The 25,874-nt window shown below is 44.6% G+C and carries 13 protein-coding genes; 11 read left to right on the forward strand and 2 right to left on the reverse strand.

The annotated features are described in order from the left end of the window. Positions 1-82: 82 nt before the first annotated feature. From ABMY45_RS21385 to ABMY45_RS21435, 11 genes are all read left to right on the forward strand, one after another. Entirely contained in the window at positions 83-1,348 is a 1,266-nt protein-coding gene (locus ABMY45_RS21385; RefSeq protein WP_102056211.1) for an HlyD family efflux transporter periplasmic adaptor subunit, read from the forward strand. 9 nt (positions 1,349-1,357) lie between these two features. Continuing rightward, positions 1,358-2,071, forward strand: coding sequence for an ABC transporter ATP-binding protein (locus ABMY45_RS21390; RefSeq protein ID WP_349289487.1), 714 nt, complete (start codon positions 1,358-1,360; stop codon positions 2,069-2,071). A gap of 10 nt (positions 2,072-2,081) precedes the next feature. Beyond that, positions 2,082-4,502 carry an ABC transporter permease gene (locus ABMY45_RS21395; protein WP_349289488.1) on the forward strand — a complete coding sequence of 807 codons (2,421 nt, stop codon included), beginning with the start codon at positions 2,082-2,084 and terminating at the stop codon, positions 4,500-4,502. A 68-nt stretch (positions 4,503-4,570) separates the two neighbouring features. Further along, positions 4,571-5,572: a hypothetical protein gene (locus tag ABMY45_RS21400; protein WP_237117142.1), complete on the forward strand. Its 1,002-nt coding sequence runs from the start codon at positions 4,571-4,573 to the stop codon at positions 5,570-5,572. 390 nt (positions 5,573-5,962) lie between these two features. Further along, positions 5,963-7,345 carry a sigma-54 dependent transcriptional regulator gene (locus ABMY45_RS21405; RefSeq protein WP_102056208.1) on the forward strand — a complete coding sequence of 461 codons (1,383 nt, stop codon included), beginning with the start codon at positions 5,963-5,965 and terminating at the stop codon, positions 7,343-7,345. Between the two features lie 18 nt (positions 7,346-7,363). After that, complete coding sequence (locus ABMY45_RS21410) at positions 7,364-8,656, forward strand: ATP-binding protein (RefSeq protein WP_349289489.1); 1,293 nt, start codon at positions 7,364-7,366, stop codon at positions 8,654-8,656. Positions 8,657-8,961: 305 nt separating this feature from the next. Beyond that, entirely contained in the window at positions 8,962-9,699 is a 738-nt protein-coding gene (locus tag ABMY45_RS21415; RefSeq protein ID WP_349289490.1) for an energy transducer TonB, read from the forward strand. A 13-nt stretch (positions 9,700-9,712) separates the two neighbouring features. Further along, on the forward strand, positions 9,713-10,435 hold the full coding sequence (locus tag ABMY45_RS21420) for a MotA/TolQ/ExbB proton channel family protein (RefSeq protein ID WP_010607668.1): 723 nt from the start codon (positions 9,713-9,715) through the stop codon (positions 10,433-10,435). Then, on the forward strand, positions 10,435-10,851 hold the full coding sequence (locus ABMY45_RS21425) for a biopolymer transporter ExbD (protein WP_010607669.1): 417 nt from the start codon (positions 10,435-10,437) through the stop codon (positions 10,849-10,851). Before ABMY45_RS21420 ends, ABMY45_RS21425 begins: the two co-directional genes overlap by 1 nt. 472 nt (positions 10,852-11,323) lie before the next feature. After that, a complete protein-coding gene (locus tag ABMY45_RS21430; protein ID WP_349289491.1) occupies positions 11,324-12,628 on the forward strand; it encodes a lysine N(6)-hydroxylase/L-ornithine N(5)-oxygenase family protein in 1,305 nt (434 codons plus the stop codon). 86 nt (positions 12,629-12,714) lie between these two features. Beyond that, positions 12,715-14,913: a TonB-dependent siderophore receptor gene (locus ABMY45_RS21435; RefSeq protein WP_102056203.1), complete on the forward strand. Its 2,199-nt coding sequence runs from the start codon at positions 12,715-12,717 to the stop codon at positions 14,911-14,913. Between the two features lie 142 nt (positions 14,914-15,055). Here the strand turns inward: ABMY45_RS21435 and ABMY45_RS21440 are convergent, their stop codons facing one another. Together ABMY45_RS21440 and ABMY45_RS21445 are read right to left on the reverse strand one after the other, a co-directional pair. Then, positions 15,056-22,489 (reverse strand): amino acid adenylation domain-containing protein, encoded by a 7,434-nt coding sequence (locus ABMY45_RS21440; protein WP_349289492.1) that lies wholly within the window; start codon positions 22,487-22,489, stop codon positions 15,056-15,058. Next, positions 22,489-25,872, reverse strand: coding sequence for an amino acid adenylation domain-containing protein (locus tag ABMY45_RS21445; RefSeq protein ID WP_349289493.1), 3,384 nt, complete (start codon positions 25,870-25,872; stop codon positions 22,489-22,491). Before ABMY45_RS21445 ends, ABMY45_RS21440 begins: the two co-directional genes overlap by 1 nt. Between the last annotated feature and the right edge of the window lie 2 nt (positions 25,873-25,874).

Consider the following 25,874-nt stretch of genomic DNA (forward strand, 5'->3'; position numbering starts at 1 on the left):
CCAATTGACAAATAAAACAAAAGTAGAAGTTGGTATTAAATCTGCTAACCAAGCTTACATCAGAAGATATACGGTAGAGTTCATGGATATAACTATTAATAAAAAGAGTAAGAAAAACGTCAGCAAAAAAATGTGGTTAATTATCACAGCCAGTGCAATGGTCATTATTGTGTTTTATTTATTCTTTAATAGCGGATACTCCAACGCTTCTTATATAGCCAATAATCGTAGTTTACTTTTTGCTAACGTTCAGCAAGGCCAATTCACTATTAACGTGAGAGGCTATGGTGCATTAGTCCCTAAAGAGATCCATTGGATTTCTACTGATATTAACGGCAGAGTTAAACAACTGTGGGTTAAACCTGGAGATAGCGTAAAGCGTGGTGACATTTTAGTTTCTTTGCAAAACCCCCAGTTAATACAAAAAAAGGAAGAAACCACATGGGAGCTCGAGGCATTGATTGCCGAGAAAAAGGCTGAACGCGTGGCATTAGAATCGCAATTATTCCAACTCAAAACAACGCTACTGGAGACCGATGCCGAGTTTGAATCCACCAAACTGGTACTGGATGCCCAAGAAGCTCTTATAAAAGCTGGTAACTCAACTATTTCAGCACTTGACCACTCGAAAACTAAATTGACCATGAAAAACATTGAGCTGCGTCAAAACTTACAAGCTCAGCAATATAAAAAAATGGAAGAGAATCTCGAAGCTCATATCGCAGGTGCTAAAGCGCGCTTAAATAAAATGCGAAAGACGTTACAACAAGTTCAAGGTCAAGTCGACGCATTAGATATAGTGGCGACTTCCGATGGTGTTGTACAAGAGATGGAGCTGGAACTTGGGCAACAATTGACTAGTGGCGATGGCGTAGCCAAGATAGCCCGCTTAAATGACTTTCAGGCCGAGTTAAAAGTACAAGAGCTTCAAGTACAAAATATTCAACAAGGACAAAAAGTAAAAATAGACACCAGGACTTCGACAGTTAATGGAGTTGTTGAACGGATCGATCCCAATGTTGTTGAAGGAACAGTTAAAGTGGAAGTCAATTTGCAAGGAGAACTTCCACCTGAGGCTCGACCGGACTTAAGTGTCGAAGGGACTATTGCGATCGCAGATAAAAAGGACACTCTATTTGTTAAACGCCCAGTATTTGCCTCAGAAAATACACAAGCATATGTCTATCGTGTAGATAACAATTCAAAAACAGCCCAGCGCGTTAAAGTTGAGTTTGGCCAAGTATCAACAAACACCGTTGAAATACTGTCTGGGCTCAAAGCAGGTGACAGAATTATCATTTCAGACCAATCTGCTTGGGAGCAGCATGCGGAAATTATCCTCAATTAGGGAAGCCTTATGACAAATAAAACAATTATTCAACTGGACAATATCGAGAAAAAATTCTCAACGGAAGATGTTGAAACTTATGCATTAAGTCAGATCAGTCTCAATATTAACTCTGGCGATTATATTGCAATTACAGGCCCTTCTGGTTGTGGTAAATCGACACTGCTATCGCTCATTGGCTTACTTGATGTGCCGTCAGCAGGTAAATACGTACTAAGTGGGCATGATGTCAGCCAAATCAGTCGAGATGAGCGAGCCGCCATCCGTAATGAACATATTGGATTTGTATTTCAGTCTTTTAATTTAATTAGCGATATGACTGTTGAGGAAAATATTGCTCTACCACTAAGTTATCGAAACAACATCGACCAAAAACAAATTAGTCATCTTATTGACTTCGCACTAGAAAAGGTTGATATGCAACATCGCCGTAAGCATTTCCCAAGTCAGCTATCAGGGGGCCAGCAGCAACGTGTTGCCATTGCCCGAGCGATTGCAGGAAAGCCAGCTTTAATTTTAGCTGATGAACCAACTGGTAACCTTGATTCTAAAAACACTGATGCGGTTTTAGAATTACTAAAAAAGTTACACAATGAAGGTACGACGATTGTTATGGTGACACATGACCCGCGCTCAGCTGGACAAGCCAACCGCCAAGTTGAGATGTTTGATGGTAAAATCGTTGCGGATCAAGTCGTAAGCGCAAAAAACTCTGCCGCTTAAGGTGTGCACTATGAATTATTTATTAGATATAAAATACGCTTTTCGACTTTTGGCAAAGTCTCCGCTTTTTACTATTTTGACAACCATCGTATTGGCTGGCGGTCTTGCGGTCAGTATATTCAGCTACTCTTTTTTGCATACCTTCGTCTTTTCTGATTTACCATTACCCGAAGGCGAGTCGATAGTGAAACTACAAGCGACAGAACAGGGCTATGACCGTATGTTTGATGCCGTTGACTTTGCTGCCATTCGGCCACAAATATCAACGCTAAGTGAATATGGCATGTATTATTCAACTTCAGTGCTGTTGGATATTAATGGTCAAGCTCAGTCTCACAATGCTACTTTTAGTGAATGGAACTTGTTCCAATTCTCCCGCGTCCAACCGCTAATGGGTCGAGCTTTTAGACCTGATGACAGCTCCCCTCGGTCAGAAAAAGTTGCCGTGATAGGCTATGACCTTTGGCAAAGTAAGTTCTTCGGCACGCCGGATATTCTTGACTCCACAATTAAAATCAATGGTAAAAATACCCGAGTCGTTGGCGTTATGCCTCAGGGATATGGTTTCCCTGTTGCTTCAAAATTATGGCTGCCGATTCCTGAGCCCTTGTTTACGACTCAAAATAGGGATCAAGTTTATGTAGATGTATACGCTCGGATAAAACCCGATATAGCACAAAACGTTGCCAATGACGCACTATCTCGCATCGCCAAAAACACTTATGAGATGCGTCGTCAAAATAGTGATACTGCAATCGATGACATTTACATCACGACTTTTCAAGCCGCGCAAACCAATGGCGCTGATGGTATTATCGTTTTCACCATTCTAAACATAGTCACCGGATTTATTTTTCTGCTAGCAGCAATTAATGTGGGGAATTTACTGTTAGCCCGCATGAATGCAAGAACCAAAGAGATATCTATCCGAGTCGCCCTTGGTGCGCCGCAGAAACGGCTTATCGTCCAAATGATGTGGGAAAGTATTATTATCTGCGTAGCTGGTGGCGTTATTGCTTTACTTTTATCAGGCTGGGCACTGCAACAAGTTAATCAGTTTTGGATTAACATGAATCTAGCTGACGGATTGGCCTATTGGTGGCACTGGGGACTTGACCTGAATACTATCTTTGCGACTATCATCTTCATTTTTGTCGCTATTATCATGACGGGTGTATTACCTGCGCTACATGTAACAGGTGGCGACTTCAACGCCATTTTGCGAGGTGGTACCAGAGGCGCGGCTAGCAGCAAAGGAAACAAAGTTACTAGAATGCTACTCACTACCGAAATTACTGTTGTTACGGTATTAATGTACCTAGGTATTGTCTCTAGTTTTTTTGCCAATCAGCTGATCAATTTAGATATTGGCTTAAACACCAAAAACATCTTGTCTGCCCAAGTTTCTCTGCCAGCAGAACGTTACGACTCACACCCTCGCCGCAATGCACTCTACCAAAATATCGCATCTAGGCTACAGCAACAGTCAAGTGTGTCTGATGCAGTTGTCACTACTAGCTTTGGTAAAAATACCTTCATGCAACAAGGTATAAAATACCAGCTGGAGCAAGATAAACCACAAGCTGTGATTAGAAGTGTATCAGGCAACATTCAATTCACAGGTGTCCAACTACTCACAGGCCGCTATATAGATTCAAGGGACCAAGGGAACACCATGCCTGCAGCAATGATCAGTAAAACTTTAGCACAGACTTATTGGCCTGAAGGATCGGCCATAGGTAAACAACTTAAAATAAGTGACGAAGTAGAAACAGCTAGTACTTGGGCAACAATTGTCGGCGTAGTTTCAGATCGTGTTGAAGGCACTCCAGTTAGCGATCCTAAAAATCTAATGACGATTTATCGTCCAATAAGTCAACTAGATAGCGGTAATATCAATATAGAATACAAGTTTATTGGTTCAGAGCAACAAGCTCGCTCAGTGATTTATGAAACGCTATACGCAATAGACTCAGAAGTACGTATCAGTGCACTTAAAAGTATGGAAGAATTACTCGTAATGCTAAGGGATCTCACTCACTCTGCAACCCAACTATTTTTGAAATGCGGCTTATTTGCCTTGGCATTGGGAGTGACAGGTATTTATGGCCTCACGGCCAATTCAGTTACCCAACGCCAACATGAAATTGGGATCCGCAGGGCATTAGGTGCAAACGATCAAAACATCATCCGCTGGCTCGTTAAACTCGGAGCAAGACCGATGTTAAAGGGTCTAAGTATTGGTTTAGTTTTGTCAGCCATACTCAGCTTTGCCACTTGGCAGATCATCGCGTTAGATATCTATCTCTACGCGATTAGCGCCATGGTTGTAATTGTAATAACAAGCACGGCTGTGTTAAGCGCCATTTACCTTCCTGCGCGCCGCTCAATTCAATTAGAGCCGAGTGAAACACTGCGCTGTGAAGACTGATGTAGCAAACCTCCTAGCTGACGATCTTTGTCAGCTAGGTCCTAAAATCAGACCCTAAGGAGAAGGAAATGTTTACAACTACTGTCATACGCGTCGGCTTTACAGCACTTGTTATGCTCTGCGCGACGTCGCAAGCACAACAACCCGCCCCACAAACCACTTCGCTTGAATCGGCATTTTACAATCGACAATATGAGCAAGTCGCTGAAGCATTAGCGGCCCAAAAAAACAAAGATCTTAACTCGGAAATAATGGCTGTATCCGTTGCAGTAGCACAAGATAGCGACGATAAAGAAGCGATGCTAAATGCCTTGATCAAGCGGCATCCAGAAAATGCCGAAGTGCATTTTGTAGCTGGCGAATTATGGTATCAAATTAAGGAGCAATCGAACCTCTTTAATAAACTTGGTCTGGTGGAAAAATCTAATAAGCATTCAATTAGAGCTGCTGAGTTAGCACCAAACAATCCTAAATATTTAGTTGCTGCTGCAAAAGCTTTAGCTATTGAAAGCGGCTTTTGGGACTCAGAAAAGAAAGCATCGAAAGCTATCGTCGAACGACTGAAAGACATGGATAAACATTATTATTATTTGGCTCTCATGGATTACCTTCAAAACACTCAAAATGAAAGCCTCGCGTTACAAACTGTAGATTTTGTGAATCAACACTACCCTCATGATATTGCCTTAGTAAACCGAGCCGCTAATTTGCTTTGGACTTTTTCGGCCAAAGAACAAGCACAGAATCTGTTCGCTAAAGGGTGCCAAATTAATAATGTAGCCACTGGGTTGTTACCTACTTGGCGAGACACTTGTGTGTCTGCCGCTTATTTAGCATTACAGGAACACGGGGATAAGCAATTAGCAGTTGATGCCATGGAGCACTTAATAAGCAAAGAACAAGTAGAAGATGAGCAGCACATAGAATACCTAATGCTGTTGGGTGAGCTAAGTCGAGCAGTAAAGGACAACAATAAAGCTAAAAGTGCTTATCAACAAGCGCTAACACTTAGCAATGACAGTTCAACAAAGCGAGATATTCGCCGTGCACTCGATAAAGTAAGCCAATAAGCGACATTAGTAATATAGAGAAGGTAAAAATTGACTTGAAAAAACACAAGTAATTCAGCAAGATGGAGTTGTTGCTATTATTTATCCTAGCAAAGGTCATGAGTAAAGATTAAATTTTTATAATGTAAATCATATAGATAAAGATTTTTTCCTTGATACACATGATACCTCGAAGCAGCAAGCGTAATGTTTGTGAAGCAGTTGTTGTTGTAATATCAAATTACCGTTTTAATATAGCAGGCGTTAGATACTAATAACGCCGCTTCAGCTAAGCAAATATATGATATAGATAGTCTTACGGGTTGCATTGTCACCACCAGAGGAGTAGTAAAATGACAAAAATGGCAAGATATGCTCTACGAATTGCTGCCTGTTAATTAGGAAATCACGATGAGTGAATCGATTCTTGTAGCAGATGATAATCCAGACATCATCACCTCTGTACAACTACTGCTTGCTGAGTTTGACTATCAGGTATTCAGTGCTACTACCCCAACAGAGCTACTTAATGCACTGGAAACAAAGCACTTCGATCTAATACTCATGGACCTTAATTATCATTTAGACAGCACCTCAGGTATGGAAGGTCTAGAGTTATTAGCTAATATTCGAGCCAAATGGGACATTCCCGTAATAGTCATGACCGGATGGGCTACTGTAGAGTTAGCGATAACGGCTCTCCAACAAGGTGCTAATGATTTTATCCAAAAACCTTGGCAGAACGAACACCTCGCAAACAGCATTAAAACCCAATTAGCCTTAAGCGATAGCCAAAGGTTAAGCAAAAAACTAAGTGCTGAAAACAATCAGTTACGTACGCAACTCAGTAATAATCACTGCACTCTAATCGCAGACTCACCTGCGATGCAGAAATTAATTGCAGAAATAGATCGATTACGAGAAAGCCAATCGAGCATTTTACTTACCGGTGAAAACGGCACAGGAAAAACGCTACTCGCTCGCTATATACATAATGACTCACAACGAAGTCAGCAGCCTTTTATCTCCGTAAATATGGGAGCTATCGCTGATGGTGTGTTTGAAAGTGAATTTTTTGGCCATAAAAAAGGAGCGTTTACAGGAGCAATTACTAGTCGAGAAGGTCTTGTCAAACAGGCTCAATGTGGCACATTATTTTTAGATGAAATAGGGAACACTCCCCTTTCTCAACAAGCTAAAATACTTAGCGTGATTGAAGAGAAAATGTATACACCTGTTGGGAGCACACAGGTATATCACGCTGACGTCAGAGTCATTAGCGCCACTAATATGGATTTAGTCAGAGCGATAATGGAAGGAACATTTCGCCAAGATCTATTTTATCGTCTAAACACTATCGAACTTCGTGTACCGTCACTTAGGGAGCGTTTGGAAGATATTCCTCTTTTAGTAGATCATATGTTAGATAAGCTCATCGCTGAGTATAGCTTCGCACCAATAAGGCTTACGAATTGCGCCATGGAGAAACTTAAAGCACATTCATGGCCAGGCAATATTCGAGAACTTAACCATTGTATTGAACGGGCAGTATTTATGTGTCAAAACGGTGTCATAGATGCACATCATTTGCACTTAGTTACTGAGCCTGCAGCTACAACAGCAAACGCTGCGGTTACCGCAGCGGTACCATTAAATCTGACTTTGGATGAACTCGAACGACAAGCCATCATCGAAAGACTTGAACATTATGCAGGAAATGTGAAAAAGACAGCAGCATCATTAGGCCTTAGCCGAAGCGGCTACTATCGTAGAATTGAAAAGTACAACCTTTAAAACATAGCAGCTTTGACCTTGTCTACCACACTTAAAACCACAACTGGAATGCTCATAGTATTGAGTTTAGCCTTTTGTTATTTATTAAGCTTACTATCGGTATCTAAATATATCATAGCGTTGACAGGACTATTTCTACTTCCAGCCTGCCTGTTTTTAACTAACCACATAAAAGCGAGCTATTACAACCAAACTAGAAACATTGCTGTATTACTAGAAGCACTGGTGGACGAAGACTACAACATACGGTCAGCCATCCGTGCTGAAGATAATGAGATGCTAGAAATAAAACAGCTCCTCAATACACTTTCACAAAGACTAGCACAACAAAATGTTGCCATAAAAGAAAGCCAACTTTTACTGGAAAAAGTGATCACTCACATTGATGTAGGAATAATTGCCACGGATGTTAACTACGACATAACCTTTGCAAACCCCGCAGCTAATGAGCTACTAGGCCTTCAATCGTCACAACAAGGCGCAAACTTAAGCTGCACTACAATCCCTGTAGAACAAGTTACAAGACAGCCACAAAGCTTTACCATTAAAGATGGTGCTGTTAGTAAAACCTATCGAATTGCGGTAGTAAAATACATTCATCATCAGCAGCTCAACTATCTATTTTTTATCAGCGACGTACAATGGTTATTAATAGATAAAGAGCGAGAGAGTTGGCAACGCTTACATCGAGTACTCAGTCATGAAGTTAACAATAGTTTAGCTCCGATCTCTTCTATTAGTGCCACGTTACTGAAACAGCTTCAGAAACTAGAAAGTGCTACACCGGCTCTTGAGCAGGGTCTTACGGTGATCCATAATCGCTCAACTTCGCTCTACAAATTTATTAGCAACTTTCAGAAAATTAGTAAGCTACCTCAACCTAATAAGCAACCACTCGACATCTGTGAACTTATCGAAAAATGTATTTTACTATTTCCCGATAGCAAAATATCACTACTAAATCCAACGAAATGCCAGCTATATGCTGATCCACACCAATTAGAACAAGTCTTTGTGAATCTTTTAAAAAACGCTCAAGAAGCCATGAGTACAACAACAGGAGAGATTACCATTGAGTTTGAACAAAGCGACAAATATTGCAGTATAAAGATAATTGATGAGGGTGTCGGCATTAGTAATACTGACAACCTCTTTATTCCGTTTTTTTCTACCAAAGTGTCTGGCAGCGGTATAGGTCTAGTGTTTAGCCGGCAAATACTTTTCAACCATTTAGGTGATTTACAAATTCAAAATAGAAACGATAAAAAAGGAGCTGTTGCAATAGTTTCTCTTCCAAGGTTGCAATCGTAACAATTGCTACAGCGTTATATTACTATTTTTAGGTATACACCTTATTGCAGTAGATGAATCATTCATAAACAAAATATCCATCAATTAGCGGGATCGTTCTTGTATTTTTGTAACAAACAAAATAAAGTAATAACGATTTGCATTTAAATTAGTAACGGATGTACGTAGTTGTGCCTACCTCACACACAAAAGCTTTGCGACAGCAAACCCCAGACGTCGCATCCTTAAGTTCATGTTTCCTTGTTATTGCTATTCATATCGGAGGCATTGCTTTTGCGTGGACAACTACCTCAATACCGGAGCCAATGGAAATATCTTCTCAGCACTCTAGCATTAAGGGCAAGTTTATCAACTTACCATCCCAAACAGAGGTAACGACAGTTCAACAGCCTGAACCTATTGTAGAACCTGAGCCTATTGTAGAACCTGAGCCTGTTGTAGAGCCTGAGCCTGTTGTAGAGCCTGAGCCTGTTGTAGAGCCTGAACCTGTTGTAGAGCCTGAACCTGTTGTAGAGCCTGAACCTGTTGTGGAGCCTGAACCTGTTGTGGAGCCTGAACCTGTTGTAGAGCCTGAACCTGTTGTAGAGCCTGAACCTGTTGTAGAGCCTGAGCCTGTTGTAGAGCCTGAACCTGTTGTAGAGCCTGAGCCTGTTGTAGAGCCAGCCCCAGTCAGCTCCACTGTTCAATCAGAACAAAGTGATGTTAGTAACACGACAGAGACGGCCACTACTTCTCAGGATCCGAGTTTACCGCCTGGGCTTGTATTACCGCACATGAGCGACGCTAATGCATTAAACAACCCGGCACCTATTTACCCAAGATTATCCCGTAAATTTAAAGAACAAGGGACAGTCTTATTAAAAATTTATATTGAAGCGGACGGCAGCGTCTCTGAGATAGAAATACATGAGTCGAGTGGCCACGGTCGCCTAGATCAGTCTGCAAAAGCAACTGTAAAACACTGGCAATACCAACCGGCAACTCAAGACGGACAAGCGATCGGTTATTGGTACCTGCAGCCTGTCAATTTTGCATTAAATTAAATAAGGAACAGTCATGGAGAACCCATACGGAATCGCCGCCATGTGGGCACAAAGCGATATCGTCATTAAAGCAGTAGCGTTTAGTCTGCTGTTTATGTCAATCGCAACTTGGTGCGTCATATTAATTAAAGGCATTAAGCTTTATAAATTAAAACAGCCACTTGTTGGCTCTAAGCAGTTTTGGCACGCACAAGATGTGCAGTCAGGTATTTTATTGCTCGAAACTCCAACGGGCCAAGCGACGCCCTTTAGTTCACTGGTCAACGAAGGCATGCATGCCAAGGCGCATCATGAGCAACACAAAGAAGATTTGCATGGTAATTTACCTATCGCGGAATGGTTAACTGCCAGCTTACGAACTTCTATTGACGAAAGTAAATCGGAACTACAGAGTAACTTAGCGATACTCGCTTCCATTGGTGCCACTGCTCCTTTTATCGGCTTGTTTGGCACTGTATGGGGAATTTACCATGCCCTGATAAGCATTGGCGTTAGTGGCCAAGCAAGTATCGACAAAGTAGCAGGTCCTGTGGGTGAAGCATTAATTATGACTGCTTTTGGCCTTGCCGTCGCTATCCCCGCAGTACTGGGTTACAACGCACTCACTCGGGGAAACAAACGCGTTGTAAACCGCCTGAACCACTTTGCTCACGAATTACACGCATTCTTACTGATGGGCTCTGCACCAAATGCAAACGCTAAGCGCCCAGTATTTAAATCGGTCGGAGGTAAATAATGGCGTTTGGCCAAGGATTTGAAGATGACGAAGAGGTCATGGCTGAAATAAACATGACACCACTTGTGGATGTGATGCTGGTATTGCTGATCATTTTTATTATCACCATGCCTGTGATCACTCAGTCCATTGAGGTAGAGCTGCCCAAAGCAGCCTTGCAAGAAACCAGCGTAGAGGTATTGCCCGACAGCGTTTCTTTGATAGTACAAGCGAATGGTGATATTCAGTGGCAACAACAAGCCATCACGCTCGCGCAACTTAAACAACGTTTAGTTGAAGTTGCAGCACAATCACCGCAGCCTCCGGTCCAATTACAAGGCGCAGCCAAGGTCCCCTATGAAAAAATAGTCGAGGTTATGGCACTGGCGCAGCAATCGGGCGTTAACTCGCTGAACTTTGTGACACAAACCAAGTAATAAAAGCAAGATAGCGCTAAGCGGGGTGTCGCCTTGTTATAGCGCTATGAAGATAGATAAATAGATAGAACTTAGCTTTTTTAACACAGTGCAACGGGCAGAGATTAGGCACTAAACGACGAAGGATCTCGTTAGACAGTTTAAATACGAATTAATTTCATAAATATTTAAATAAATTAAATTCTCACTCGTCTAATCCAAAACATAATTTTAGTTGAGCTTCTGATAGTCATACCAATTCGCTTAATTAAGTGATCTATTTTGAGGCGAGAAAATCTTGTCGATAACAAGGCAAAAATTTTGCTATTTAGTTGTTCTAAATGAGAAATTTTTAACGCGGTTAGCGTCAGATTTGCTCCTTCAAATTGAGCAAGTATTAAGACTAATTGGTATTAATAGTGCCCTGTCGGTCTTGACGCTCAGCAGGCCCTAGGACAATAGCAGTAGCTAACCGTAACTGTGAGGATTAAGTATGAACAACACATCTCGCTTTTCATTAGTAGGTATTGGCTTCGGACCTTCTAATATTGCACTAGCAATCGCACTTCGCGAGCAAGGTCTAACAGATTGGGCTAACCATGCCTTGTTTATGGAACGTCAGCCAGAGTTTTCATGGCATAAAAATATGATGCTCGAAAACACGCACATGCAAATTTCCTTTTTGAAAGACCTTGTCACTATTCGTAATCCTAAAAGTGAATTTACGTTTATTAACTATTTACACCAAAAAAATCGCTTAGCAGACTTTATCAACCTTCAAACATTTTTCCCAAGCCGACATGAGTTTAACGACTACTTAGCATGGGCGGCTTCGCATTTTAAAGATCAAACCAGCTATGGCGAAACAGTATTTGATGTCCAACCGATTTTAGAAAACGAACAAGTTGTTGCGCTACAAGTGCATTCCAGAGGTGTTGATGGCAGTGAAAAAGTAGTTGAAACAGATAACCTAGTCGTCAGCATTGGTGGTGGTGGATATATACCAAAACAATTTAGAAAGCTGGCGGGCGACACCCGCGTATTCCACAGTAATGATTACAAAGTTGCTATTGAAGCAAATAACACAGCTAAGAAAATTGCCGTCATTGGCGCAGGCCAAAGTGCCGCCGAAATATTTATGGATTTACACGGCCGCGCAGATGATAACCAAGTCGATTTTGTTATTCGTGCAAACTCTATTAAGCCATCGGACGACAGTCCATTTGTAAATGAAATCTTCAATGCAGAATATACTGATAAGGTTTTCTCCAAATCCGATATCGAACGCGAAGCCTTCTTAAAAGAATACCGCCAGACCAATTACGCTTGTCCTGACTTACCCCTTATCGAACAAATTTACGGCGTATTTTACGAACAAAAAGTACGCAGCCACTATCGCCATCGCTTCCTTTCTAGCACAGAAGTCGCAGCGGTTGACGCGGACGAAAACGGTATTCATCTAACCCTCACAAACCGCAAAACTGGCGACACTAAAGTGTGTAGCTACGATGCGGTGGTGTTGGCAACAGGCTATGTACGAGATCAGCACAAAACGCTATTGGCGCCTTTATCAAAATACTTAGGTGACTTTACTGTGGGACGCGACTACCGCATTCAAAGCACGGAAGACTTTAAACCGAATATTTTCTTGCAAGGCGCATGCGAAAGCTCCCATGGACTAAGCGATACTTTATTATCAATTTTGGCAGTCCGTAGCCAAGAAATTGGCGACGTACTTAAACAACTAAAACAAACATCAACGCCTCAAGTTACTGATAACACGGCGCTAGTGGACTAGCCTCGAACTAAAACGGGTGATTGAGAAAAGCTCTGCTCAATCACCAAATAATTAAATCTGCTTCTCAAAAATAATAAGGAGTCTTTGTGAAACAACAACGCTCAACCCCATTGTTAACCCTATCACCCATTGCTGCCGCCATTTTAGGTTTAACACTGGTATCAACTGCGCATGCTGAAGGTAACTCGCCAAGCAAACTAAAAGCGGTTACCGTTAATGCTGATGCCGACCAAGAAACGGCAACAGGTCCGGTTGAAGGTTACAATGCACGCCGCAGTGCAACTGGCTCAAAAATCGATGTTGCAATAATTGAAGTGCCACAAACCATCAATGTTGTCACCGCAGATAAAATTGAAGCCATTGGCGCAACGCGTGTAACAGAAGCATTATCATATACCGCAGGTGTGAATACCGCACCTTGGGGTGACTTACCACAATACGATTGGTTATACATTCGTGGTTTCGATGCTTATGCACCTGGTTTCTACCAAGATGGTCTTCAGATCCGTAACAGTGGTAACTGGGGTTTATGGCAGACCGAAAGCTACGGTATGGAGCGTATAGAAATTCTTAAAGGCCCCTCTTCGGTATTATATGGTCAAAATGGTCCGGGTGGCGTAGTAAACCTAGTTAGTAAAATGCCAACGCCATTTTCGCAAAATGAGCTGCAGATCAAGCTTGGCAATAACAGCCTCAAACAACTAGCCGTTGATATGTCAGGTCCAATTGACGACGACAGCGAGTATTTATATCGCGTGACAGGCTTAACCAAAAAATCTGATTTGAGTACCGATCCACTAGAAAACGATCGCGACTACCTAGCACTGTCAATGACTTGGCAACCAAGTAGCCAAGGGAAAATCACCTTTTATTCACAATACTACGACATTGAGTCTGGCGCTGCTTGGCACGCCTACCCAACAACAGGTACTATTTTGCCGAACCCTAACGGCCAAATCCCGTTTTCAACATTGATTGGTGAGCCTGATTTCAACCGCTACAACCAAGAGCAGTGGGTAGTAGGTTATAAAGGCGAATATCATTTCAATGACAACTGGCAAATCAAGCAACACGCGCGCTATGCGGAATTTGACGTTGACTATGGCGTCATTTGGGGTAAATGGGCGCAAAAAAATGCTGATAACCCAAGTGACCCAGAAAACTTCCGTTACTTAGCCCGTACTCCACTATCAAGTAAAGAGAAAGTCAGCGGCGCTACTATCGACACGCATTTGATCGGTCAGTTTTCACACGGCAACGTAGAACACACATTACTCATTGGTGCCGATTATCAAGATACAGAGATTGAAGTGAGAGCGCGCTACGGCGGTGTGTTAGCTGATCTTGATATCTTTAACCCGACTTACGGCTCAAGTGTGATCCAACCTGAACCTAATATCAAGGGTGTTTCCAAGCTAGAGCAATTTGGTATTTATATCCAAGACCAAATCAAAATTAATGAGAAGATCATCATTTCTTTGGCTGGTCGTTGGGATGAAGCAAAGCTAAAAAATGAGACGCTAGAAGGTCAAGTAGACCCGACATCAGTGCGTACAGACAGAGAATTTAGTGCTCGCGCCGGGGTTGTTTATTTAGCTGACAACGGCTTAGCACCTTACTTTAGCTACTCTGAATCTTTTGCACCGACAACCAATGTTGACCCTGCTACCGCTCGTCCTTTCTCACCTGAAACAGGTAAACAATACGAAACTGGTGTGCGCTATCAACCAAAGGACTCAACTTCAAGCTATAGTGCAGCGGTATTTGAGATTGAACGTAGTGACTTCACTCAGTGGGTATGGACAACCGAACCTGCTGGCTACAAACAAACGGGTGCCGTCGTTGTGCGCGGTTTAGAGTTTGATACCTTTGTACAACCAACTGAAAAAATGAACTTAACCGCTTCTTACGCTTATATTCCTAAAGCGGATGTCACTGAGAGTGGTCTTGATCCAAGACTTGCTGACGAAGTCGGCAAACAGGATAAAGCAGTTTCAAAGCATCAGTTTAATATCTGGAGTGACTATCAACTTACTGACGACTTCACTGTAGGTTTAGGCGCACGTTACACGGGTAGTAACAAAGGTACTGGTGAAAAAGCACCTAAAACCGTTGAGGGTTACACCCTGTTTGATGCCATGGCAAGTTATGATCTGGCACAATGGCGCTTTGCACTGAACGTACGTAACCTAACTGACAAAAAGGTTATCGCTTCATGTGGTGAAACATCCTGCTCCTATGGCAGTCGCCGAAATATCGCATTAACTGCAACTTACCAATGGTAAGTGATAGCAACTAGAAATTAACTCTCACAAAAACGGCGCTACTCAGCGCCGTTTTTATACCAAAGACAAACCTTCCAAAGACAACCCTAAAGATAAAAATAAAGCGACTTAGAGCCGCTTTATACTTTAACTTTAAACTTCGCTAGACACGTTCTAATACAGTGCGATCTTTAACCACCGCAAAATGTCCAACATCCAAGTCGTGAGACGAAACACTTTGGCTATTCAACCACTCGTACCACCATGCTTTATGCGCTTGCTCTCGACCTTTCATCCAAAATATTTCAGCCTTACCGGTGTAAACAGGCAGCGTCTCAATATTGACAGCAGCCAAGAATAGCGGTTGGAAGGCCAGATATAAATGGTATAAGTCTTGAGCCGTTAACTGTCCGTAACCCGTCATAAACTCCGTTCTTGGGTGCTCAAACACTTGCAGCATCAACCTTTGAATGTCATCACTTGATGTCTGCTGTTGAGCAGAACATTCAGCCAGCGTACTTTGTATTTCAACGTCTTGCATCAAGGCAAACCCACTTTCTTCGCTCAGTAATAAGCTGAAGAAGGTTTGTAGCTGCATCATTGGGCCTATTTGCTCTGCCAGTGTTGAGCGCTGTGCACTTGCATTAGGTAGCGAGTAAGGGTCAAGTAAAAGCAGCTGCTCTACTTGCTCACCTTGTTGTTCTAACTCAGCGGCAATAGCGTGCGCCAATACGCCACCTAAAGACCAGCCACATAAACGGTAAGGTCCGCGAACTTGCACTTTGCGAATTTCGCTCAGATGCGATGCCACCAGCGCAGATAAATCAGCAGCTTGTTCAGTTAAAGAACCAGGCTGATAAGTCAGCCCGTACACCGTACGCTTGCCATCGAGATGCCTTGCCAAAGTGGTGTAGTCCAACACTTTACCAAAACCATCATGTAAGCAAAATAGCGCACTTGCAGCGGCTGATTTTTGATTCAGTGCGATAATAGGCTCGCTACAAAGTGTATTTTCAGAGCCGGTAGCACCTTGCAACTCAGTCAACTGCAAGGCTAACTGACTCAGATCTGCGGTTTCAAACATGTGTTTTACCGCCATTTCAAAACCACGTTGGCGCATCAATGACACCACCTTTAGACATGCGATAGAATCGCCGCCAAGCGTAAAGAAATTAGCAAAACGACTGATATTATTGATTCCTAAAACCTCAGACCAGACTTGCGCCACACTTTGCTCCATATCGTTTATTGGCGCAACAAATTCTCCGCTATCTTGCCAAACCGGTTCCGGTAATGCGTCGCGGTCAATTTTACCATTCGGGCTAAGTGGCAAGCGCTCAAGACTCAAAATGCTGTTTGGCACCATATAGTCGGGTAAAACTTTGGCTAAGATGCTTTTTAGCTCATCACTTGACTGTACTTGTTGAGACTGCACATAGCCAACTAAACGCTCGCCTGACGGCGAAGGCTTTGCTAATACAACGGCTTTTTGAATACCGCTAATACTTGCAAGCTGAGCTTCAATTTCTTCAAGTTCAATACGTAGGCCTCGGATCTTAACTTGGTGATCAAGTCGGCCCATGTATTCAATCAGTCCTTCTTTATTCCAACGCACCAAATCACCGGTACGGTAAAGACGACCACCTGATGCAGATATCGGATCGGCAACAAATCGCTCTGCGGTTAAGTCAGGGCGGTTAAGATAACCTCGGCTCAACCCTACTCCACCTAAATAGAGCTCACCTACTACTCCTTGAGGAACCGGCGTCAAGTACTCATCGAGTACATAACAACTGGTGTTTGAGATAGCACGACCGATTGGAATTGTGGTTCGTGGTGCTTGCGTAAACTCCCAGTTGGTCACATGAATTGTGGTTTCTGTTGGTCCATATAAATTATGCACCTTAGCATTTGGTAGTGCGGCGAACATACGTTGACGAAGTTCCGGTGGCGCAGCCTCTCCTCCTACCATAATGTTACGTAAATAGTTCTCTTCATTGGGGTTAGTTTGCTCAATAAAGGCTTGTAGCATCGTCGGTACAAAACTTGCTGTTGTAACTTGTTGCGCCTTGATAAGTGCAATTAATTTGTCTGGATCTTTATGATCTCCGGGTTCAGATACTACAATGCGGCCGCCTTGACTCAGTGGGAAAAATAGCTCCCAACAAGACACATCAAAGCCAAATGGTGCCTTATGTAACACCGCATCTTCCCGTGTGAGTTGATACTCGCGCTGCATCCACTGCATACAGCTAACCAATGAGCGGTGACTAATAGCCACGCCTTTAGGTCGTCCCGTCGAGCCCGAGGTATAAATCACATAAGCCAGCTGCTCTGGGTGAGCATCAACAATGAGATTATCTTGGCTGTATGGCGCTAAGTCTAGCTGTTGCCATACACACTGCGTGATCTGCTCAGGGAATGGCGGCAGTGCATCTACCCCTTCAGCATGAGTCAATAGCAACTGTACGCCACTCGATGCCACAATATATTGCAAACGCTCCGCTGGATAATCTAAATCTAGTGGTACGTACGAGGCACCCACTTTCATGATTGCCAACAGACTTATCACGGTTTCAACACTACGCCACATGCCCACAGCGACTCGGCTCTCTATACCCACGCCTTGTGATTGTAGATAATGCGCGAGCTGATTCGCTTGTTGGTTAAGCTCAGCGTAACGCACGTGATTGTTTTTAAATGTGACGGCAATAGCGTCAGGCTGTTTTTGCACCTGTGCTTCAAATAAGCGGTAGACCGCTTGCTGGGTGTTCTCTTTGGTGGTGTTTTCGCTCCACAAGCGCTGAGTTTGCCACGCATTGTCAGTCAACGCTTGCCAATCACCTAGCTGTTTTAGTGCAGGCTCTGCGACAAGCTGAGTCAACGCATTCAGTAAATAGCCACACAACTGCGCAGGTTCAACACTCGGTAGTGTTTGCGCTACGATGTTAAAGCCATCGCCAGCATCGTCAATAGAAACTCCAATAGGGTAATTGGTGCGTTCCTCACCGCCAAATACTTGCCAGCCATCATCGGTAACATAGAGCTTTTTCGAATCACCATGTTTGTGCGCATTTGGGCTATAGCGATAATTCAACAGCGTCGAAAACAGCGGCGTTCCTTTCGCTACGCTACTGCAAGATTGAGCTTTGGATAAACTCGCACTTTCATGGCTAATAAGCGCAGTTAACAGCTGCTGCGCTTGTTGCAATCCTGATTTAAGATCTGCTTGGCGCAATCGAAAACGGATCGGCAATGTATTGATAAACATGCCAACAGCCCTATCGGCGCCTTCTCCACCTTGTGAGCGGCCAAACATCACCGTGCCAAATACCGGATCATTTAGTCCGGTCAGCTTTTGTAGCACCATCGCCCAAGCTAGGTGGAATACCGCCGCAGCACTGGTGTTTTGCTTTACGGCAAGGTGGCGCACTTGGGCGGCCAGTGCCTCAGGCACGGCAGTTTCGTGCGTTAGAATGTCCTCACCTGTGCCCTTAATATCTAACAACCCAAATGGCGCAGTTGGCGTTTCTATATCCCCTAATAATTCGCTAAAGAACGTATTTTGCTCCGCTTCGGCCTCTGGGTTTTGCTGCGCTAGCGCCACAAAATGTCTAAACGGCACAGGCTCTGGCAGTAGCGCTGCATTACCCGCTAAAATCATCTGCACTTCTTCAACGAGTACTTCTAAGCTGGTGTGATCCATCACTAAATGATGACTCGGCAGTTGCAACCAGCAGGTCTCGTCTTGCACTTCGGCAATAGCGATGGCGGCAATTAAAGGTGCACACAGTGTGTTTAGTCTAAAGTGGGTTGGATCTACGGCTTCATTTAAGCGTCTTGCTGCTGCCGTTAAGCCTGCTTCATCAGCAGCTAATGGCGCATCACAGGCATAATCTAACCACTTGATTTCCACTTTGGCCTGACGCTGCACGACTTGCACAGGCTCAGGCAGGCTCTGCCAAAAAATGGCTGTCCGCAGAATATCATGACGGGCAATAACCAGGTTAAGCGCATCAACAAATGCACTTAGCTGCGCGCGGCTTTCAAAACGTAATAGATTAGGCGTAATGTAAGCGTCGCCTTTTTCTTGCAAAGTATGGTGGAATAAAATTCCCGACTGCAGCGGTGCCAGCGGATAAATGTCTTGGACATTTTGTACGCCCCCATCTACTTGCTCGACGACTTTAGCTATCTGGTCATTATCCAGACTGACCAATGGCAGCATTTCACTGGTGATAACAGCGGTATCCGTCGCAATCCCTGACCATGCGGTTTCTGGTGCCGTATCTTGGCGGTAAGGCGTAAGGGCAGCAGCGAAGTGTTTGAGCACTGGCTGACTAAATAGGGTTTTCACTTGTGCTTGCCAGCCAGCTTGGCGGGCACGCTCCACCAGCTTAATCGCCAGCAGTGAGTGGCCACCTAATGAGAAGAAGTTGTCATCCCTGCCCACTCGCTCAAGGCCGAGTAAATCTGCCCATAGGTGTGCAGCCATGGTTTCAGCCTCACCTATCGGTGCGCTGTATTCTTGCGCTTTGGCCCATTGCGGCTCAGGCAAAGCTTTGCTATCGACTTTACCATTGGCTGTCAGTGGCATTTTATCTAACACCACAAACGCATTGGGCACCATATAATCCGGGACATTTTCACCAAGCGCTTGAGCTAATTGCTGCTCATCTTGAATACTACCAGTTACGTAAGCGACCAATTTATCGCCAGTAGCCAAGTGTTTAACTAAGACTTTGGCTTCACGCACTTGAGGTAAGCGTCTTAACTGCTCGGCAATTTCACCCAGCTCTATTCTAAACCCTCTGATCTGTACTTGGTCATCGCTACGACCTAGGTATTCAATCTCACCGTTTAGATTCCAGCGCGCCAAATCACCAGTACGATACATCCTTTGGCCATTAGCTAACACGCTGTCTGCAACAAAGCGTTCGGCGGTTAAATCTGGTCGAGCAAAATACCCTCTGGCCAGCTGGATGCCTCCTATGTATAACTCTCCAGTAACGCCCTCTGGCACGGGGTTTAAACTGGCATCTAAAATATAGGTATGGGTTTGTGAAATACCTTGGCCAATAGGTGCCAAGCTTCTCTTGTCGTTAATAAAAGGCCAGTGGGTTACATGAATTGTGGTTTCTGTTGGCCCATATAGGTTGTTCATCACAACATCAGGCAGTGCCTTGTATGTGTCACGGAATAATTCAGCAGGCACGGCTTCACCACCACACATGATATGCCGCAGCGAGGTGCATTCAGCCACATCAGGTAGCTCGATAAAGGCCTGTAATAAAGCCGGAGGAAACGAGGTAATTGCGACTCTTTGCTGTTGGATAAGTCGCTTCAGTTCGAGTGGATCGCGTTGGTCACCAGGTTTTGCAACCACCACAGACATCCCTTCACTCAGAGGGAAGAAAATTTCCCAGCAAGACACATCAAACCCAAAGGCGGCTTTGTGCAATACCGCTTCCTCAGGTTGTGGAGAGTATTGTCTTGCCATCCATGCCATGCAGTTACTCAGTGCACGATGGCTGATCGCAGCCCCTTTCGGGCGACCCGTTGAGCCCGAAGTATAAATCATATAAGCCAATTGCTCGGGATGAATAGCCACGTCGAGCGGTTGGGCTGACAACGTTTGCCAAGGCAATTGTGCTAAGTTGACGACTGGCAGAGAAGCCAAATGGTGTGTGATTTGCGTATCTTTCAGCACCTCGGTTAATTTCGACTGTGCGTCAGGGTGAGTGATAATGGCTGTGAGTTGACTATTTTCTGCGATGTAAGCCAGTCGCTCTGGCGGATAATCTTGGTCCATAGGCACAAAGGCAGCGCCAGTTTTTAACACGCCTAATAACGTCACTACCGTATCCATACTGCGCTGTAGCGCTACACCGACTCTATCTTCGCGACCAATATTTAGGCTTTGAAGGTGCTGCGCAAGCTGATTTGAACGTTCATCCAGTTGTTTATAGCTCAACGTTAAATCTGCAAATACCGCTGCCACTGCATCTGGCTGGGTGTCAGCCAAACGGCTAAACTTTTGCTGCACTGGGGTGGTGTCTTCTAGTTGTGGATTTAACCCCCAACGCTGCCATTGCTGCGTTTCACTATCGTCTAGCAAGTTAATGTCACCAAGGGCCATAGTCGGCTCAGTGAGCAAGGCAGCAAGCACTCGCTCAAAGTGCTGACTCATGCGAACAATGCGTTGTGTGGAGATGGCCTTTTGATCGTAAGTAAAAGTTAAAAAGCAAGCGCCCGCTCGGTTTTCATGAGCATCTAATACCAACTCAAACTGCACTTCTCCTGTGGTTGCAGGCAATTCACCCACTTTGAGCCCTGGCAACTGTTGTAACTGGCTTAAATCACCAAACTGATAGTTAAACAATATCTGAAATAACGGATGCACTTCGCTACTTCGCTCAGGTTGCAAAGCTTCAACCAATTGCTCAAAAGGTAAATCTTGATATTCTTGTGCTCCAAGTGTGGAAGCCTTTACCTGTGCTAAAACCTGTTGCAATGAAGTGCGGCTGTCAAAGCGGTTATCCTGCACTTGGGTGTTGACGAATAAGCCGACCAAATTGGCGACTTCAGCCCGTTGTCGATTCGCGATTGGCGTACCGACACGGATCTGCTCCATCCCAGTATAGCGCTGTAGCAATACCTGAAATGCCGTCAGCAATACCATGTAATGAGAAACCTGATGGCTGATGGCAAAAGTACCTAGCTGCTGCGTTAAGCTCTGTGGTAATTGCCAAGCGTGTGAGGCACCACGAGCGCTGCCATGCTCTGAGTTTTGAGCTAAACCATTATCCACCTTAAGCTGTAACACTGGCTGTTCGTCACCGAGCTTTTGCTGCCAATACGCTAACTGACGCTCAAGCTCACCGGCCGTCATCCAGTCTTTCTGCCATTTAGCATAATCACCATAGGCAATATTCAGTGCCGGTAGCGCTGATTGGGCCAGCTGGCTCGATAAATCTCCCGGTGCAATTTCAGCGCTAAGCAATTGGCTATACAGCGCGGCAAATTCTCCCACTAAAATCTGTAATGAACCACCATCGGCAATAATATGATGCACTACCACCACCAGTTGATATTGGTTTGGCGCAAGCGTGAGTAACCCCACACGGATTAAGTTGCCTTGGGTGAGATTAAACGGTGTGTTTAACCATTGCTGACGCACCGCATCAATGTTATCACCCGCTCCTACCTCTACCTGAAAATCATTGGCAATCTCGATTGGTAGCACCTGCTGCTTTACCTCAGCATCAACTTGTACAAATTGCGTGCGAAGCGAACTGTGACGAGCAATTAATAGTTGAAAAGCACGTGTCAACGCACTCAGGTTTACCTCACCTTCAAGCTGTAACCCCCCAGTGATGTGATACGCTGCACTGTCTGGGTCTAAATGCCATAAAAACCATTGACGTTGCTGTGCATAAGACAGCTCAGCAGCCTCAGCTGAGTGATGAAAAGGTAAAACGGGAAACTGACGCATGTTCAGCCCATCGGCTTGCACCTTTTGATAGACCAGCTGACGTTTTTCTTGAGGTAACTGATGAAAGCGCTCAGCAATGCGTTGGATGACCTCACTGCTCATTATAGGTTCTCCATAAATGCTTCTAAGTCGAGCAAGGCATCTTCTTGCTCTGGATTTGTTTGTGCTGAAATAATTGCAGCTAAGTCTTTTAGTATTGGATTAGCAAAAGCATCCCGCACCGCAATGTCTACACCAAATTGTGCTTGGATTTGGCTCAGGGTTTCCACCGCAAGTAAAGAATGTCCGCCAAGTGCAAAAAAGTTGTCGTCACGTCCGACTTTTTCAAGTTGCAGCACCTGCTGCCATATCTTGGCCAGTCCACTTTCGATTTCACCTTGTGGTGCCGCAAACGTTGAAAATTGCTGTAACGATGGCTCAGGTAAAGCTTTACGATCTAGCTTGCCATTCACAGTGAGCGGCAATTTTTCAAGCTGCACAAACACACTAGGGATCATATATTGCGGCAACTGAGTAGTAAGTTGCGAGTTAAGCGTATCAGGCTCAAGCTCAGCGCCATTTGCTAGCACCAGGTATGCCACTAATTGCTCGCCACCAACGCTATTTTTCACTAACACCGCAGCATCAACTACATTGGCTAATTGCCTTAGTTGGCTCTCTATTTCGCCCAATTCAATCCGCAAACCACGGATCTTCACTTGCTGATCTAAGCGGCCTAAAAACTCAAGTTGACCTTCATCATTCCAAACTACCTTGTCGCCAGTGCGATACATTCTAGCGCCTTGGCTGTTACTATCGGCAAATGGATTCGCGACAAAACGATCAGCACTGAGATCCGGTCTAGATAAGTAACCGCGCGCCAAGCACTCACCAGCGAGATATAATTCTCCTGCCACCCCTATCGGCACTCGATTGAGTGCACCATCCAATACATAAGCTTGTACGCCAGAGATAGGTTTACCAATTGGAATAACGTCATCTTGCTGGTGACACTGCCAGCTTGTCACCTCTATCGCCGTTTCTGTCGGTCCATAAAGATTGTGCAGTGCCGTTTGTTCAAAGTAGCTAAAAAATTGCTGTTGGGTTTGCAAGGTAAGCATTTCACCGCTCGTAAATACTTGGCGTAAACTGGGGCATAAGGTTTTTCCGCCCAGCGCTTCGTGTGAGCTGCTTATCCCCGTCATAAATGCTTGCAACATGGAGGGAACAAAGTGACAAACCGTCACTGCTTCTGTTTCAATAAGTTGCCGAATTTGTGTCGGTTCTTTGTGTTGTTCTGGCGCTGCTAATACTAGGCTTGCACCTTGCGTTAATGGCCAGAAAAACTCCCAAATAGAAACATCAAAACCAAATGGCGTTTTTTGCAACACCCTATCACTGCCTTGAAGCTGATAGCGAGCTTGCCCCCAAGCCAAACGATTTGCGACGCCGCGATGTACACATGCAACCCCTTTGGGCTTGCCCGTCGAGCCTGAGGTATAAATCACATAGGCTAAGTTATCTAAATGGATTGTCACATTGGGTGCTGTGGTTGGATAAGCGCTTAACTCTAAGTGCTCAAGCCATGTTACTTGAGCGCAGATATTCTCTGCCAGCTGCGCTTTTACTGGAGCATGACTCAAGATACATGCACAGGCGCTTTGCTCAATAATATAGTGTAAGCGAGCCTCGGGCAGTTGAGGCTCGATTGGTACGTAAGCCGCGCCAGCTTGAAGCGTAGCCAGCATCGCCACCACCATCTCAGTACTGCGCTCAAATAGCAATGCCACTTTCGACTCATGGCTGATATTTTGCGCCACCAAATACTGTGCTAATTGATTTACCCGTTGCTGTAATTCAGCATAGGTGACTGACTCGCCCGCAAACCTTAACGCAATCGCGTCTGGGGTTTTCTGTGCCTGAAGCGTAAATGCTTGAGGTACGCTAAGCAAGCTTGCTGAAGTTTTACCACCGGATTCAAGCGCCGCTAAAGCCGCTTTCCGCTCAGCACTGTTCAGTGAAAGATCGCGAATTTGAGTCTCTGGAGCTTGGCAAAAGGTGCGCAGGAGCGACTGATATTGCTCATCAAATGTGGAGATCCAAGCCGCTGAAAGTTTACTACTATCAACACGCCATTGTAATTGCACGCCACCATCACTTAGCTCGGTTGTATCTAACGCAAGATCGCACATTACGCCCTGAGTCAAGCTAAAGTAATTGGTCAACGAGACACCGTGCAATTGTGCTAAACCATTGCTGCTATCTTTGAGATGATTGAACATCACTTGATACGGTGTTGCGCCCTGCAAGTTAGGTTGAAAGCGCTTCATCAGTGAGTCTATGGGGATGTCTTGTTGCGCTTGGATTGCTAATGACTGTTCGGCACAGTTGCGCAATAGCTGCTGTAGCGTTAATTCACCAGCGACAGGCAAGCGCATCAGCTGTATATTAACAAAAAAGCCAACCACACTATGGGTAGCAAACTGGTTCCGATTTGCTACCGGAACCGCCGTCAGCAGCTCATCTTCGTTTGTGTATCTATGCAGCAAAGCTTGATACGCAGTCAATAACACGACGAATAGCGAGACCCCTTGTTCACGCGCAAATTGTGTGACTTGTGCTGCCAATTGCGCGGGTAACTGAGTAACGAGTTGTTCTGCCTTAGGTACACTATTCGCTGAGTTTGTCACACTGAGTTCAACCACAGGCAAGTGACCTGTGAGTTGTTGCTGCCAAAATTGCCACTGCTGCTGCACTTGCTCAGCATCACTGTTAAGCCAATCATTTTGCCACTGAGCAAAGTCAGTATAATCTAACCGGTTCGCGTCATGGGTGATGGGTTGAGCGAGACTCGCTTTTTGATAAATTTCAACGAAGTCTTTAATAATCAAACTCTTCGACCACGCATCACTAATTATGTGGTGCATCACGACTAAGAGTACATGCTGCTCTGGAGCAAATTGCAACCACTGCATTCGCATCAAAGGACCGGTCCGTAAATCAAAGGGCGTTGCAGCGAAGCGCGCTAACCTTGCTTTATAAACCTGTTCCTGCGCTTGTTCGCGACTCAGCTCTGTATCATGTGCTTGCAGTGCTGCAACTTCAGCGACTAATTCATGTTGCTCAACCCATTCCAGCGGTAAGCTCTGTGTCGGCAAAACCACTTGCGCAGGTTTGGCGCCTTCCCCTTCAACAAACTGAGTACGCAACCCAGCATGGCGCTCGGCTAAGTGATCTAAGCTTGCACGCAGCGCGCCTTTGTCTAGATGGCCACTTAAACACATCCCCCCACCAAGGTGGTATGCGGTATTTTCAGGGTTGATCAACCACTCAAACCACAGCCTTTGCTGCGCCGCCGATAACGGCGCTTGAAGTTTGCCAAGTTTTTTAATTACTGGCGCACTCGACTGAACTGGCTGTTTATCCTCGAGCTGTTTAAGCATGGCTTTTTTCTGCGCCAGTGTCATATTGCCTTTGCGCGCTGCCAATAGTGCATTGATCGACATGC

Origin of the sequence: Pseudoalteromonas sp. XMcav11-Q, assembly GCF_040104525.1 — a bacterium.
Lineage (GTDB): Bacteria > Pseudomonadota > Gammaproteobacteria > Enterobacterales > Alteromonadaceae > Pseudoalteromonas.